The sequence below is a fragment of the Bacillus luti genome (assembly GCF_001884105.1).
GTDB lineage: Bacteria > Bacillota > Bacilli > Bacillales > Bacillaceae_G > Bacillus_A > Bacillus_A luti.
Map to the genome: position 1 here is coordinate 18,895 of NZ_MACI01000053.1, position 14,433 is coordinate 33,327.

Consider the following 14,433-nt stretch of genomic DNA (forward strand, 5'->3'; position numbering starts at 1 on the left):
TAGGAATTTGAAGTTTGCTATAATGATTAAAATAGTTGCATTATTTAGAAAAATTTAAAAATAATAATTACTGCAACTAGGACATATTGTTTACTATGTGAACTTGTTCTTAATTTAGGGGGGAGGGTTTCACAATGGCAAGTGTATATGAAAATAGTTATATGATCGTTTTGATTTTCTTGCTAGTAGGCATATTGCTGCCGGTAGTGGCTCTTACATTAGGAAGAATGTTGCGCCCAAACAAGCCGAGTGCAGCGAAAGCGACGACGTATGAGAGTGGAATTGAGCCTTTTCATGATGCGAATATTCGGTTTCATGCTCGTTATTATATTTTTGCCTTATTGTTTGTCATCTTTGATGTAGAAACTTTATTTTTATATCCGTGGGCTGTTGCGTATGACAAGCTAGGTTTATTTGCATTAATTGAAATGCTCATCTTTGTAGTAATGTTGCTAGTTGGATTAGCGTATGCTTGGAAAAAGAAGGTGTTACAATGGTTATAAATTTTGAGGAATTACATCCAAATGAACGAGCGGAATTAGAACAAAATATCTTTTTTTCTACATTGGAACAGTTGAAAGGATGGGCACGGAGCAATTCTTTATGGCCGATGACGTTTGGACTGGCATGCTGCGCCATTGAAATGATGGGAGTAGGTTCATCACATTACGATTTAGATCGATTTGGGTCATTTTTTCGGACTTCACCAAGGCAATCGGATGTCATGATTGTGTCGGGAACGGTAACGAAGAAGATGGCTCCTATTGTTCGGCGCTTATACGATCAAATGCCTGAACCGAAATGGGTTATTGCGATGGGATCTTGTGCGACAGCTGGTGGTCCATATGTAAATTCGTACGCTGTTGTGAAAGGTGTAGATCAAATTGTTCCAGTTGATGTGTATATTCCTGGATGCCCACCAAATCCTGCAGCTTTAATTTATGGAATTAATAAGTTAAAAGAAAAAATTCGTTACGAGGCAAAGACAGGAAAGCAGGTGACGAATAAATGAGTGATCCAAATAAAGAGTTAGAGGATTTAAAAAAAGAAGCTGCTAGGCGGGCGAAGGAAGAGGCGAGAAAACGCCTTGTTGCGAAACATGGGGCAGAAATAAGTAAAATTGAGGAAGAAAATCAGGAAAAAGAGAAAGCGCTACCAAAAAATGACGAACTGACTGTAGAAGAAGCCAAACGACTTGCAGCAGCAGCGAAAGCAAAAGCAGCGGCGTTAGCGAAGCAGAAAAGAGAGGGAAGCGAAGAAGTACCGGAAGAAGAAAAGGCAAAAGCAAAGGCGAAGGCAGCAGCGGCAGCAAAAGCAAAAGCGGCTGCACTAGCGAAGCAAAAGAGAGAAGGAACAGAAGGAGTACTGGAAGAAGAAAAGGCCAAAGCGAAGGCGAAGGCAGCAGCGGCAGCGAAAGCAAAAGCGGCTGCACTAGCGAAGCAAAAGAGAGAAGGAACAGAAGGAGTACCGGAAGAAGAAAAGGCCAAAGCGAAAGCAAAAGCAGCGGCGTTAGCGAAGCAGAAAAGAGAGGGAAGCGAAGGAGTAACGGAAGAGGAAAAGGCAAAAGCAAAGGCGAAGGCCGTGGCAGCAGCAAAAGCGAAAGCGGCGGCATTAGCGAAGGCAAAATCCTCGCAAGGTGATGGCGATTCGGGAGATGAAAAGGCAAAGGCAATTGCAGCAGCAAAGGCAAAAGCGGCAGCAGCGGCAAGGGCGAAGGTAAAGGGTGCTGAAGGTAAGACAGAAGATGAGCCGAAGCAGGAAGAACCTTCTATGAATCAGCCTTATTTAAATCAGTATGTTGAGGTTATTAGGGAGAAAGTAGGAGAGAGTGCATTAGTAGATTCCTACATTAATAAACTTTCAAAAGATGTACCAACTCTTGTGGTGGATTCCGCGAAATATTATGAAGTGATGGAGTCATTGCGATTCCATGAGGGACTTGCTTTTGATTACATGTCCGAGCTACATGCGACGGATTTTGTGACACATATGGAAGTGTATGTCCATTTATTTTCATATGGAAAGAAACAGTCAGTAGCGGTGAAGGTAAAGCTGGATCGGGAGGCGCCGCAAGTAGAGTCGGTGACAAAGCTTTGGAAAGGGGCAGATTGGCCGGAGCGGGAAGCGTATGATTTGCTCGGTATTGTATTTAAGGGGCATCCGAATTTATCACGCATATTAATGCCTGATGATTGGGTTGGATATCCGCTTAGAAAAGATTATGAACCGTATGATGTGGAGGTGTAGCTTATGATTCGTACGGAAGAGATGCTTTTGAATGTAGGGCCTCAGCATCCAAGTACACATGGTGTGTTCAGACTTGTTATTAAGATTGACGGGGAAATTATTAAAGAAGCTACGCCGGTTATTGGATATTTGCATCGCGGGACTGAAAAAATTGCTGAGAGCTTACAGTATACGCAAATTATTCCTTATACAGATCGAATGGATTACTTATCGGCCATGACGAATAATTACGTCATTTGCCATGCTGTAGAGACGATGATGGGGCTTGAAATCCCAGAGCGTGCCGAATACTTGCGAGTACTTGCGATGGAGCTCGGAAGAATTGCGAGTCATCTCGTTTGGTGGGGGACGAATCTTCTTGATATAGGGGCGGTTAGTCCGTTTTTGTATGCGTTTCGTGAACGAGAGATGATTATCAATTTATTAAATGAATTATGCGGTGCAAGGCTTACTTTTAACTATATGAGGGTCGGCGGTGTGAAGTGGGATGCGCCGGATGGCTGGATTGAAAAGGTGGAAGAGTTTATTCCATATATGAGAGAGCAATTGGCAGGTTACCATGACCTCGTTAGCGGTAATGAAATTTTCTTGAATCGTGTGAAGGGCGTTGGTATTTATAGCGCGGAAGAAGCAATTGCGTATTCTTTAAGCGGAGCAAATTTGCGGTGCACCGGAGTAAACTGGGATCTTCGCAAAGACGAGCCGTATTCGATTTATGATCGCTTCGATTTCAATATTCCTGTTGGGAGCGTGGGGGATGCTTGGGATCGCTACGTTTGCCGAATGGAAGAAATTGAGGAGTCGTTAAAAATTGTCGAGCAAGCAGTCCAGCAATTCCCGAAAGACGGAGCTGTACTGGCGAAAGTACCTAAAATTATTAAGGCTCCTAAAGGGGAAGCGTTCGTCCGTATAGAGTCACCGCGCGGAGAGATTGGTTGCTATATTGCTAGTGATGGAAAGAAAGAGCCGTATCGCTTGAAATTCCGCAGACCTTCTTTTTATAATTTGCAAATTTTACCGAAGTTATTGAAAGGTGAAAATATCGCCAATTTAATTACGATTTTAGGTGGGGTTGATATTGTACTTGGGGAGGTTGATGGCTAATGATTGAGACGCTCTTACAATCACCTTCAAGCTGGACGAATTTTTTTATTTTTTTCGGATTAGCGGTGCTCCTATTATTTGCAGTCCTTGGCTTCGTTACATACGGTATTTTGGCAGAGCGAAAAGTGATGGGATTTATGCAAGGGAGGATTGGACCAAACCAAGTTGGAGGCCGGTTCGGTCTACTGCAAACGGTAGCTGATGTTTTGAAACTATTATTGAAAGAAGATAGTATTCCGAAAGCAGCAGATAAACCGTTATTTATATTAGCGCCTGTCATTGCATTCGCACCAGCATTTATGGTGCTCGCAGTTATCCCGTTTACGGATAAATTTCAGTTTGCAGATATTGGAGTCGGGCTGCTTTATTATATTGCTGTTTCCGGCATTACGACGATTGGTGTTGTAACTGGGGGATGGGCGTCGAATAATAAATATTCCCTCTTAGGGGGGATGCGTGCGGCGGCGCAAATGATTTCTTATGAAATTCCGCTCGTAATGAGTGTAATTGGCATCGTTTTGTTAACCGGTAGTCTAAATTTAAATGAAATCGTAGCAGCGCAGGAGAATGTTTGGTACATTTTCGTGCAGCCAATCGGTTTCATCGTGTTTTTAATCGCGGCGGTAGCAGAGTTAAATAGGACGCCGTTTGATTTACCAGAAGCTGAGTCGGAACTTGTTTCTGGATATCATACGGAATACTCAGGGTTTCGCTGGGCGTTTTTCATGCTTTCAGAGTACGTATATTTCTTCGGAATGGCATCTTTAATTACAGTGCTCTTTTTAGGTGGATGGAATCCAGTTATGTTTCTTGGATTTATCCCGGGATCGGTATGGTTTGCTTTGAAATTTAGCAGTGTAGTCTTCTTATTAATTTGGTTCCGCGTCACGTTTCCGCGCATAAGAGGTGACCAGTTAATGGAGTTTGGTTGGAAAGTGTTATTACCAATTGCACTTGCAAATATTTTCTTAACGGCATTGATTAAGGAGTTATTCTTCTAATCTATGAGGGGGGTGCCAGCAAGAGATGAAAGGACTATTTAAAGGATTAAAATATACATTAAGTAATTTGAGTAAGAAGAAGGTAACGTACGATTATCCAAATCAGCCGTTGCCATTGCCCGACCGTTTTCGGGGGATTCAAAAATTTTATCCAGAAAAATGTATTGTTTGTAATCAATGTTCTAACATTTGTCCGACAGACTGTATTCAATTGACGGGAAAAAAACATCCTGATCCTACGAAGAAAGGGAAAATTATCGATACGTACGATATTAATTTTGAAATTTGTATTCTTTGCGATTTGTGTACAGAAGTTTGTCCGACAGAGGCAATTGTCATGACAAATAATTTTGAACTCGCGGAGTATTCGCGTGATGATTTGTTTAAAAATTTGCAGTGGCTTGACGAAAACGATGAAAACGTCAGGAAGGAGAATAAAGCATGAATGGCGAGTTTGTAGCATTCTTTATACTATCCTTGTCTGCAATTATCGGTGGAGTTCTTATGTTGAACTTAACGAAAGTCATGCATATGATGCTAGCTCTCGTTCTTACATTTCTCAGCATTGCAGGTTTGTACTTTCTTTTATCAGCCGAATTTATCGGCGTTGCACAAATTTTACTTTACTCTGGTGCGATCACAATCATTATGATTTTTGGCATTATGTTAACGAAACATAACGCGGAAAATGAATCGCGTCTTACTCTTCGAAAATGGATTATCTTCTTTGCGGTTGTAGCATTTGGAGCAGTTATGTATTTCGCTGTTAATAGTATCGATTTTTCAAATCAAAGCACCACACAAGGAAGTTTACCTCTCCATGAAAACAACACACTTCAAATCGGTACACTTCTCTATTCAAAATATATTATTCCATTTGAGTTAACCTCGGTTATTTTACTTGTAGCACTTGTTGGCGCAATTATTCTTGCGAAGAAGGATGAGAAAGAGGAGGATTCCAATGAGTAGTGTTCCAGCTTCTGCGTATTTAACACTTGCGATTATTTTGTTTTGCATCGGTCTATTTGGAGCTTTAACGAAGCGAAATACGGTAATCGTATTAGTTTGTATCGAATTAATGCTGGGCGCTGCCAATTTAAACTTAGTGGCGTTTAGCAAATTAGGTTTGTTTCCGAATTTAACAGGGCAAATTTTCGCGTTGTTTACGATGGCTGTAGCGGCAGCGGAGGCAGCGGTAGGACTCGCTATTTTAATTGCTTTGTACCGTAATCGTACGACAGTTCATGTAGATGAAATGGATACGCTCAAAGGATAGCATTGTGACCGAAAAGGGGGAAGGAAACAATGATCGATTATGCATGGCTCATACCGCTTTTCCCGCTTGTTTCGTTTTTGTTACTTATTATGTTCGGGAAGAAAATTAGAGAAGGAAGCAGCGTACTTAGTAGTTTCTTCATCTTTCTCTCCTTTATATTCGCGGTACTTGTATTAATAGAAAGGTTTTCGACAGTACCAGTGAAGCATAAGTGGGTATGGCTTAGAGTTGGAGATATAGATATATCATTTGGCTTTGAGGTGACGGCATTAGGAGCTTTAATGTTGTTTATCGTTACACTTGTAAGTTTGCTTGTACATGTGTATTCGAAAGGTTATATGAAAGGTGACGAAAGGTTACCAACCTTTTATGCGTACTTAGGGCTCTTCACATTTGCGATGCTAGGGCTCGTCATATCGACGAATTTATTACAGCTTTACGTATTTTGGGAGTTAGTGGGCCTTGGTTCATTTTTACTCATCGGTTTTTATTTCTTTAAAGAAGAAGCGAAGGCAGCTGCGAAAAAGGCTTTTATTATGACACGTATTGGCGATGTTGGTTTATTTATTGGGATGATTTTAATTTTTTGGCACGCAGGTAGTTTTGAATATGATGCAATTTTTAGGGCGATTCATACGGGGGATCTCTCTCCTTCTATGATTACAATAACGGCGATATTAATTTTTGTCGGTGCGATGGGGAAATCAGGTCAGTTTCCGCTTCATACGTGGCTACCTGATGCAATGGAAGGACCGACGCCTGTTTCAGCGCTTATTCACGCGGCGACGATGGTTGCAGCTGGCGTATATTTAGTAGCGACGATGTTCCCGTTATTTTCGGTAAGTGCGGTAGCGATGCAGACAGTGGCAGTCGTCGGAGCTTTCACTGCAATCTTTGCGGCCTCTATCGGCCTTGTACAAACGGATATAAAGAGAGTACTTGCTTATTCTACAGTTAGCCAGCTTGGATATATGATGCTTGCGCTAGGTTCTGCAGGTTATGTAGCCGGTGTCTTCCATTTAACGACACACGCCTTTTTTAAAGCGCTACTATTCTTGGCGGCAGGAAGTGTAATTCATGCAGTGCATACGCAAAACATTAATAAAATGGGCGGTTTACAGAAGAAGATGAAAGTAACGGGTGCGCTGTTTTTGATAGGGACACTTGCAATTAGTGGGGTTCCACTCCTTTCTGGGTTTTTTAGTAAAGATGAAATTTTGGCTGCGACTTGGATGAATGGCAATTACTTTTTATTCATATTAGCAGTCATTGCGGCATTCTTAACGGCATTTTACATGTTTCGTCTATACTTCCTTGTCTTTACTGGAGAAGCGAAGGCGAAGGAAGATGTGCATGAGTCGCCCCGCGTTATGACGTATCCGATGATTGTTCTCGGCGTTCTCGCGATAATAGCGGGATATATAAATACACCATGGTTTGGGACGTTTCTCGGAGATTGGCTTACGAAAGATGTGGCGTTCAAAGTGGAAGAAGCACATGGGCCAGTTTGGATTATGGTTGTTGCGACTCTCGTTTCATTTGCGGGAATTGCTCTTGCTTATGTCATATATGGAAAGAAAACTATCTCAAGAAATTGGGCTGGAGGAGAAGGATCCTTCCTTCATAATCTCCTGAAAGAAAAATATTATGTGGATGAACTATACAATGTTACGGTGTTGCCTATTACGAAAGGAATCGCTCATGTGCTTCGCTTGTTTGAAGTATATGTTGTAGAAGGAATCGCAGTTTTAATTGGAAGTTTGGTTAAAGGTGCGAGCAGCATAGGATCGAAACTTCAAAACGGGAATGTACAAGTATATGGCACTGTAACAGCAGTTTCGCTCGCATTACTCGTCATTATTTTGCTCTATACGGGAGGGGATTTACGATGAATGATTTGTTGTTAACGTTCTTCATTTTTTCCCCGCTGTTAGGAATTCTCTTACTTGTATTAACACCGAAAAAAGAATCGCGTACAGTACGAGCGCTCGGTTTATTCGGGACGGCGCTTCCATTTGGAATTGCTATCGTCCTCGCTTGTACATATGCTTCTGGAAAGAGTTTATCGCTATTTGATGAAAAAGTGAAATGGATTAAATTTGGGGATTTTACGGCAGTGGATAAAAGATGGTTTTCCATTTACTATGAACTCGGTATTGACGGGTTATCACTTGTCATGATGGTGCTGACGGCCCTTCTAGCGATGCTTGCAGCAATTGCTGCCTTTTCTATTAAAAGAAATTTGAAAGCATTTTATATGCTATTACTCATGCTAGAAATAGGGATGCTAGGTGTCTTCGCTGCTCAAAATTTAATGTTGTTCTTTATCTTCTTTGAAATTACGTTGCCGCCAATGTTCTTATTAATTGGGAAGTGGGGGAAATTGTCGAGTGAGAAAGCTGCATATAGTTATTTAATATATAACGGGATTGGCTCAGCTATTTTACTCATCGTTTTCTCGATTTTGTTTGCAAAAACAGGTACGACAAATATCGCGGAACTGAAAGAGATATTAACGAGCGGAAGTGCTGGGGAAGGACAAATCATCCCAAGTAGCTTACAACTTGGTGTATTTATTGCCATAATGGTTGCTTTTGCAATTAAACTACCCGTGTTCCCGTTGCATCGCTGGATGGTCAATGTGCATATTGAAGCGCATCCGGCAGTGGTCATGCTTCATGCGGGCGTTTTGTTAAAGATTGGGGCTTACGGTATTATCCGTTTCGGACAGGGATTATTCCCGGAATACTTTCGCGAGTTTGCGACGCTACTTGCGATTTTAGGAGTCATTAATTTATTGTACGGTGCTTTTTTAGCACTCATCCAAACGGATTTTAGGAAGGTACTTGCCTACTCTAGTATTTCGCATATGGGAATTGTTTTAATGGGGCTTGCGGCACTTAATGCACCGGGTACACAAGGGGCGCTATTCCAGGTTGTATCACATGGTTTAATTGCAGCCTTGCTGTTTTTCTTACTCGGTGTTATAGAACAACGTTTCGGAACATCAGACATTACAGCGCTTGGTGGACTAGCAAAAAGTGTCCCAATACTTAGCGGCTTCTTCTTAGCAGGAGGAATGGCATCGCTTGGATTGCCAGGGATGTCTGGATTCGTTAGCGAATTTCTTGCCTTTCTCGGTTTATTCCAAGGAAAACCAGTCATTGCGGCGGTCGGAGTACTTGGCATTATTTTAACCGCAGTGTACGTATTAAGGGCCACACTGCAAGTGACATTTGGTAAGAAAGAGTGGGAAGTGAAATCTGATATACACGGATGGGAGTATGTCCCCGTCCTATTGCTTATCTTCTGCATTATTGCAATTGGGGTAATGCCAGAAATATTAGGGGATCCGCTTCAAAATACATTGAAAACATTGGGGGTGAAGTAGGATGGATATGGATACGTTACTTAGCTTATCATGGCATTTGATGGTGCCAGAATTCATTATTCTCGGAGCCGCCATCCTTCTTTCCATATGTGATTTGTTTTTTAAGCTGAACCATAGGTATGTAGCGCTTGGTGCAATCGTCGCTGTCCTAATAGCAATCGTGTCATTAATTACGTTATATGGTGAACCAGCGGGAGATATTTTAAATGGATCGTTTGTGTTAGATGGATTTTCAAAAGGATTTAAAACGTTGTTATTAGGCGGAGCAGCCCTTATATTGTGCACCGCAATGAGCGATGACAAGAAGAATCCAATTGAGGATAAGGGAGAGTATTATTACTTATTTTTAATGGCGCTTCTTGGAGCGATGTTTATGGCTTCTAGCGTTGATTTCATTACACTGTTCGTCGGTCTAGAGCTACTATCACTTTCTTCATACATTTTAGTAGGAATACGAAAAAAGAACCTTGCATCAAATGAAGCGGCAATGAAGTATGTTATTAACGGAGGGATTGGAACAGCAATTACGCTCTTTGGAATGAGTTATTTATACGGTATTACAGGATCGACTAACATGTTGGATATGCAAAAAGCATTCACCGGGGAGCTAACTAGCGGTATTCATTTATTGCTAGCTCTCGCATTTCTATTATTGCTTGTTGGGCTCTCATTCAAAATTGCAACAGTGCCATTTCATATGTGGGCACCTGATGTATATGAAGGAGCTGCTACACCTGTTACTGCTTTCCTCGGAACGATTTCTAAAATTGCTGGTTTTCTCCTTATTATTCGCCTGTTCCTTATGGTTTTTGCAAATGTTTCAATACAAGGAGATGCACAATCTTTGTACGGGCATATGAGCATATACATTGCGGTATTGGCAAGTATTACGATGATTGTTGGGAACGTAGTCGCATTAAAGCAATACAGTGTAAAACGTTTATTTGCCTACTCAGGAATTGCACATGCAGGGTATTTACTCGTTCCGCTTGTGGCGTTATCGCCATTCACAATGGATAGTATGTGGTTTTACATGCTTGCGTATATGCTTATGAATATAGGAGCATTTGCCATTATCCACGGCTTAATCTTACAAAGCGACAAAGAAAATATAACCATTTTCACTGGATTATATAAAAGGTCACCATTTACAGCGATAGTGATGACGATTTTTATTTTATCGTTAGCCGGGATACCAGGAACGGCTGGTTTCATCGGGAAAATTAACATCTTTTTAGGCGCCCTTCATGTAGAACCAGCTCATTACGTACTAGCTTCTATTATGATGGGGACGACGGTCGTTTCATTCGTATATTATTTCCGGATTTTACAACAAATGTTTTTCCGCACGGGAGAGACAGAAGAGAAGATTCGGTTACCGTTAAATATACAAGTTGTTATGAGCCTTTGTGCAATTTTGATTGTAATACTGGGGATTATGCCGATGATTGGATACAATTTCTTTTATGAATATTTTCCATTAATGAAAGATTTCTTCTTCCTAGGGAACGTGGTACAATAGTAAAAATAAAAGGTGTGGAGTCAGTACTCTGCGCTTTTTATTTTGTGTGAATCACAAATGAAAATGCACATAAGTATATGTTCTTTGAAAGAAAATTACGATCTAAAATGTAAGATGCTTATTTGCATTTGAACAAGTGTGGCTCCTACTTATTATGGTATCGTTTTTATATTTTGTATAAGTAGTAGCCAAGTAAAAAGGGGTCGATTTTTTGGCACAACTTTTAGGGCAACAAGCACTGATTGCCATTGTTTCGCATTTATTGTTTATTACCATTACGTGGTGGGCCCTGCAAGGCATTCACATTGAGCGTTTAATGAAGCCTGGAAAAGTGATGCAGACGAGGGTGCTACTAATCCTAGTTACAATTGCAATCGGGACATCTGTAAGTAACTTTTTCCTTGATTATTTAGGCTATTCAAAGAGTTTAACGTATTTAGTAAAGTAAGTGTATAGAACCTCATATCTCCGTTAACAATGGGGATAGGAGGGGATGAAATTGAAGCTTAAAGCCATTCTTATTGTTGCCTTGAGTGTTATTTTCTTTTTGGTTGGATATAGAGAGATGAAACCGATAAGCGATGAACAGAAAATGGAGAACATGATCGCAGCATTAGAGAAAAATGATGCTAAAGTAGAGAAATGGTCATGGTTAGCGCGAGAAACAAAAACAATTTCTAATATACATACGTTTCAAAAGTTGTTAAACGATGTGAAGGACAAGACCAATATTCAAAAATGGGAATTAGAGCAATCTCCAGATGGATATAAAGCTACATCCTATAAAAAGTTTACTTCATATGAAGAACGAGTAGTAGTAACATGGAGTAAGGAAAATACTAAAGAAAACACTTTCATTATTTTTGAAGTGAGCGGGGCAAAATGGGACCCGAAGTACGTTCAGAACATGAATAAAATTTTTAGTGAAAAACCTATAATTTACACTTGTGTTCAAGGTGTACTGAATGATAAGATTGAAGGTGTTTTGCAAAATAAAACCAATCAGGTTTTGAAAGATCTTTCAGCAAGAGCGATCGAACAGATAGAAGAAAGAGCATTTGTATCAGTCTCCGCATACAATAAAAAGTGGGATGACGCTCTTTCAACAAATAGAGAGAAAATAAATGTGCAAATAGCAATACGTTCTACAGACAACAAAGATACAATTGTGGTTGGCACACCGATCATAACTTCTGAGTATTGAGTGAATAGATACTGAAAAAAGGACACGGAGGGGAATAATTTGGAAAAGATCATCGTCCGTGGCGGAAAGCGGTTAAACGGCACAGTGCGTGTTGAGGGCGCAAAAAATGCTGTATTACCTATAATCGCTGCAGCCCTATTAGCGAGTGATGGAAAGAATGTACTATCTGAAGTACCAGTTTTGTCTGATGTATACACAATTAATGAGGTATTACGTCATTTAAATGCTGAAGTCGTATTTGAAAATAACCAAGTAACAATCGATGCTTCTAAAGAACTAAACATCGAGGCACCATTTGAATATGTGCGTAAAATGCGTGCATCTGTTCAAGTAATGGGACCATTATTAGCACGTAACGGTCGTGCTCGTATTGCACTTCCTGGTGGATGTGCAATTGGTTCACGTCCAATTGATCAACATTTAAAAGGCTTCGAAGCAATGGGAGCAAAAGTACAGGTTGGTAATGGTTTTGTTGAGGCATACGTAGAGGGAGAACTAAAAGGAGCTAAAATCTATTTAGACTTCCCAAGCGTGGGCGCGACAGAAAACATTATGTCTGCAGCTACATTAGCAAAAGGGACAACAATCCTTGAAAACGCAGCGAAAGAACCAGAAATCGTTGACTTAGCTAACTTCTTAAATGCGATGGGAGCGAAAGTACGCGGAGCTGGAACTGGAACGATCCGTATTGAAGGCGTAGATAAATTATATGGTGCAAACCACTCTATTATTCCTGACCGTATTGAAGCGGGAACATTCATGGTTGCAGCAGCAATTACTGGTGGAGACATCTTAATTGAAAATGCTGTACCTGAACATTTACGCTCAATTACAGCGAAAATGGAAGAAATGGGTGTTAAAATTATTGAGGAAAACGAAGGTGTACGTGTTATCGGCCCAGATAAGTTAAAAGCGGTTGATATTAAAACTATGCCTCATCCAGGTTTCCCAACAGACATGCAATCACAAATGATGGCATTATTACTACAAGCTGATGGAACAAGTATGATTACAGAAACGGTATTCGAAAACCGCTTTATGCACGTTGAAGAATTCCGTCGTATGAATGCTGATATTAAAATCGAAGGTCGTTCTGTTATTATGAACGGTCCAAACAGCTTACAAGGTGCTGAAGTAGGTGCAACTGATTTACGTGCAGCTGCAGCGTTAATCTTAGCTGGTTTAGTATCAGAAGGTTACACTCGTGTAACTGAGTTAAAGCATCTTGACCGTGGTTATGTAGATTTCCATAAGAAATTAGCTGCATTAGGTGCAACTATTGAACGTGTAAACGAAAAAGTAGAAGAAGTGAAAGAACAAGAAGTTTCTGATCTTCACGCTTAATTGAAATAGTCTCTATGTCTTTTGACATAGGGGCTATTTTTTTGGGCTTATTACTGTTATAGTCAATAAATTCTATACTTATGCACGTACCAGTAAAAATATTTAGAAAATTTCAGTTTTATTTTGCTATTTGTGGTCAGCGAAACTCCACCGCATTAAAAGTTCACTTTATACCGATACCCTCAAGTATGTTCTAAAAAATTCCGTAGTTCCATAAGAATGAAAGGAAGCCAACTTTATATTGGGGGAATAAGATGAAATTTTCAAAGCCACTTTTTATTACAGTAGCGCTCTTAATAGCGCTCGTTATCATTGTACCTGCAGCCCTTGTTATTCCATTTGCGAAAGCAAAAGTAGGGGAAGAAGCAGCCTCTAAAACTCCTCCAGCGATAGAAAGTATACCAGCTCCAGGGAAAGTGGATACAGCGGTTCAAGTTGCTGTATATCGTGATCAGCAGAAGAAGGTAGAAACATTACCTATGGAGGAGTATGTGACCGGCGTAGTAGCTTCTGAGATGAATGCCAGTTTTGAAATAGAGGCGCTAAAGGCGCAGGCATTAGCAGCGAGAACATTTGTCGTGCAGCGTATGCTAAGTGGAGGAAAGAAAAACAATGCGGACGTGACAGATACGGTGAAAGATCAAGTGTACAAAAGCAAAGAAGAATTGAAGAAACAATGGGGTAACAACTACGAAAATAATTTGAAGAAAATTGAGGAAGCAGTTTCGAAAACCGCAGGACAAGTTTTAACGTATGACGGGAAACCAATTTCAGCTTCGTTCTTCTCAACGAGTAACGGGCGAACAGAAAATGCAGCTGATTATTGGGGCAATGATTATCCGTACTTAAAGAGTGTAGACAGTCCGTGGGATGAAGCATCTCCAAAATTTACGAGTGAGCAAACATTCACCGTAGCTGACTTTCAAAAACGTCTCGGGGTGAAGGTGTTAGCAGACGGAAAAGTTGGCGATATTAAAGAACGTACAGAAGGAAAACGTGTAAAAGATGTAGCGTTTAAAGGTAAAACGTTAACCGGAAGAGATGTGCGTGACAAGTTAGCTTTACGTTCTTCTGATTTCACATGGAAACAAGATGGAGATAAAATCATTGTTACGACAAAAGGCTTCGGACACGGCGTCGGCATGAGTCAATATGGAGCGAACGGCATGGCACAAGAAGGTAAGAAATATACCGATATCGTCGCTCATTATTATAAAGGCGTTGAAATAAAGACGATGAACGATTATGAAGGAAAATTGATGGTGAAGAAGTAGGTGTCAGGGTCTCCTGGCACCTACTTTTTTGTTTAAAATATCATAATTTTCCATTAATTGTTTGGTATAA

At 40.5% G+C, this 14,433-nt stretch carries 15 protein-coding genes; all 15 read left to right on the plus strand.

The genetic code is table 11. The features are described 5' to 3' along the window. The first annotated feature begins 134 nt into the window (after nt 1-134). Entirely contained in the window at nt 135-503 is a 369-nt protein-coding gene (nuoA, locus tag BAQ48_RS11760; RefSeq protein ID WP_000179277.1) for an NADH-quinone oxidoreductase subunit NuoA, read from the plus strand. Continuing rightward, entirely contained in the window at nt 494-1,012 is a 519-nt protein-coding gene (nuoB, locus tag BAQ48_RS11765; protein WP_071711210.1) for an NADH-quinone oxidoreductase subunit NuoB, read from the plus strand. The genes nuoA and nuoB overlap by 10 nt, the downstream gene beginning before the upstream one ends. Further along, nucleotides 1,009-2,247: an NADH-quinone oxidoreductase subunit C gene (locus tag BAQ48_RS11770; RefSeq protein ID WP_071711211.1), complete on the plus strand. Its 1,239-nt coding sequence runs from the start codon at nt 1,009-1,011 to the stop codon at nt 2,245-2,247. The genes nuoB and BAQ48_RS11770 overlap by 4 nt, the downstream gene beginning before the upstream one ends. A gap of 3 nt (nt 2,248-2,250) precedes the next feature. Beyond that, nucleotides 2,251-3,351: an NADH-quinone oxidoreductase subunit NuoD gene (gene nuoD / locus BAQ48_RS11775; RefSeq protein WP_071711212.1), complete on the plus strand. Its 1,101-nt coding sequence runs from the start codon at nt 2,251-2,253 to the stop codon at nt 3,349-3,351. Then, nucleotides 3,351-4,352: an NADH-quinone oxidoreductase subunit NuoH gene (nuoH, locus tag BAQ48_RS11780; protein ID WP_071711213.1), complete on the plus strand. Its 1,002-nt coding sequence runs from the start codon at nt 3,351-3,353 to the stop codon at nt 4,350-4,352. Before nuoD ends, nuoH begins: the two co-directional genes overlap by 1 nt. Nucleotides 4,353-4,377: 25 nt before the next feature. Continuing rightward, nucleotides 4,378-4,797 (plus strand): NADH-quinone oxidoreductase subunit NuoI, encoded by a 420-nt coding sequence (nuoI, locus tag BAQ48_RS11785; RefSeq protein ID WP_000677191.1) that lies wholly within the window; start codon nt 4,378-4,380, stop codon nt 4,795-4,797. Continuing rightward, nucleotides 4,794-5,321, plus strand: a complete 528-nt coding sequence (locus tag BAQ48_RS11790) for an NADH-quinone oxidoreductase subunit J (RefSeq protein ID WP_071711214.1) — start codon at nt 4,794-4,796, stop codon at nt 5,319-5,321. The genes nuoI and BAQ48_RS11790 overlap by 4 nt, the downstream gene beginning before the upstream one ends. Beyond that, the gene (nuoK, locus tag BAQ48_RS11795; protein ID WP_000100075.1) at nt 5,314-5,628 is read left to right on the plus strand and encodes an NADH-quinone oxidoreductase subunit NuoK; all 315 of its coding nucleotides are present in this window, start codon (nt 5,314-5,316) and stop codon (nt 5,626-5,628) included. Before BAQ48_RS11790 ends, nuoK begins: the two co-directional genes overlap by 8 nt. 29 nt (nt 5,629-5,657) lie before the next feature. Continuing rightward, complete coding sequence (nuoL, locus tag BAQ48_RS11800; protein WP_071711215.1) at nt 5,658-7,520, plus strand: NADH-quinone oxidoreductase subunit L; 1,863 nt, start codon at nt 5,658-5,660, stop codon at nt 7,518-7,520. Then, nucleotides 7,517-9,019 (plus strand): NADH-quinone oxidoreductase subunit M, encoded by a 1,503-nt coding sequence (locus tag BAQ48_RS11805; RefSeq protein WP_071711216.1) that lies wholly within the window; start codon nt 7,517-7,519, stop codon nt 9,017-9,019. The genes nuoL and BAQ48_RS11805 overlap by 4 nt, the downstream gene beginning before the upstream one ends. Nucleotides 9,020-9,026: 7 nt before the next feature. Continuing rightward, nucleotides 9,027-10,541 (plus strand): NADH-quinone oxidoreductase subunit NuoN, encoded by a 1,515-nt coding sequence (nuoN, locus tag BAQ48_RS11810; protein WP_071711284.1) that lies wholly within the window; start codon nt 9,027-9,029, stop codon nt 10,539-10,541. Between the two features lie 211 nt (nt 10,542-10,752). After that, nucleotides 10,753-10,989, plus strand: coding sequence for a DUF1146 family protein (locus BAQ48_RS11815; RefSeq protein ID WP_000057886.1), 237 nt, complete (start codon nt 10,753-10,755; stop codon nt 10,987-10,989). 51 nt (nt 10,990-11,040) lie between these two features. Continuing rightward, nucleotides 11,041-11,745 carry a YwmB family TATA-box binding protein gene (locus BAQ48_RS11820; protein WP_415783957.1) on the plus strand — a complete coding sequence of 235 codons (705 nt, stop codon included), beginning with the start codon at nt 11,041-11,043 and terminating at the stop codon, nt 11,743-11,745. 39 nt (nt 11,746-11,784) lie between these two features. Then, nucleotides 11,785-13,089 (plus strand): UDP-N-acetylglucosamine 1-carboxyvinyltransferase, encoded by a 1,305-nt coding sequence (gene murA / locus BAQ48_RS11825; RefSeq protein WP_000411264.1) that lies wholly within the window; start codon nt 11,785-11,787, stop codon nt 13,087-13,089. Between the two features lie 254 nt (nt 13,090-13,343). Next, nucleotides 13,344-14,363 carry a stage II sporulation protein D gene (gene spoIID, locus BAQ48_RS11830; protein ID WP_071711218.1) on the plus strand — a complete coding sequence of 340 codons (1,020 nt, stop codon included), beginning with the start codon at nt 13,344-13,346 and terminating at the stop codon, nt 14,361-14,363. Nucleotides 14,364-14,433: the final 70 nt, after the last annotated feature.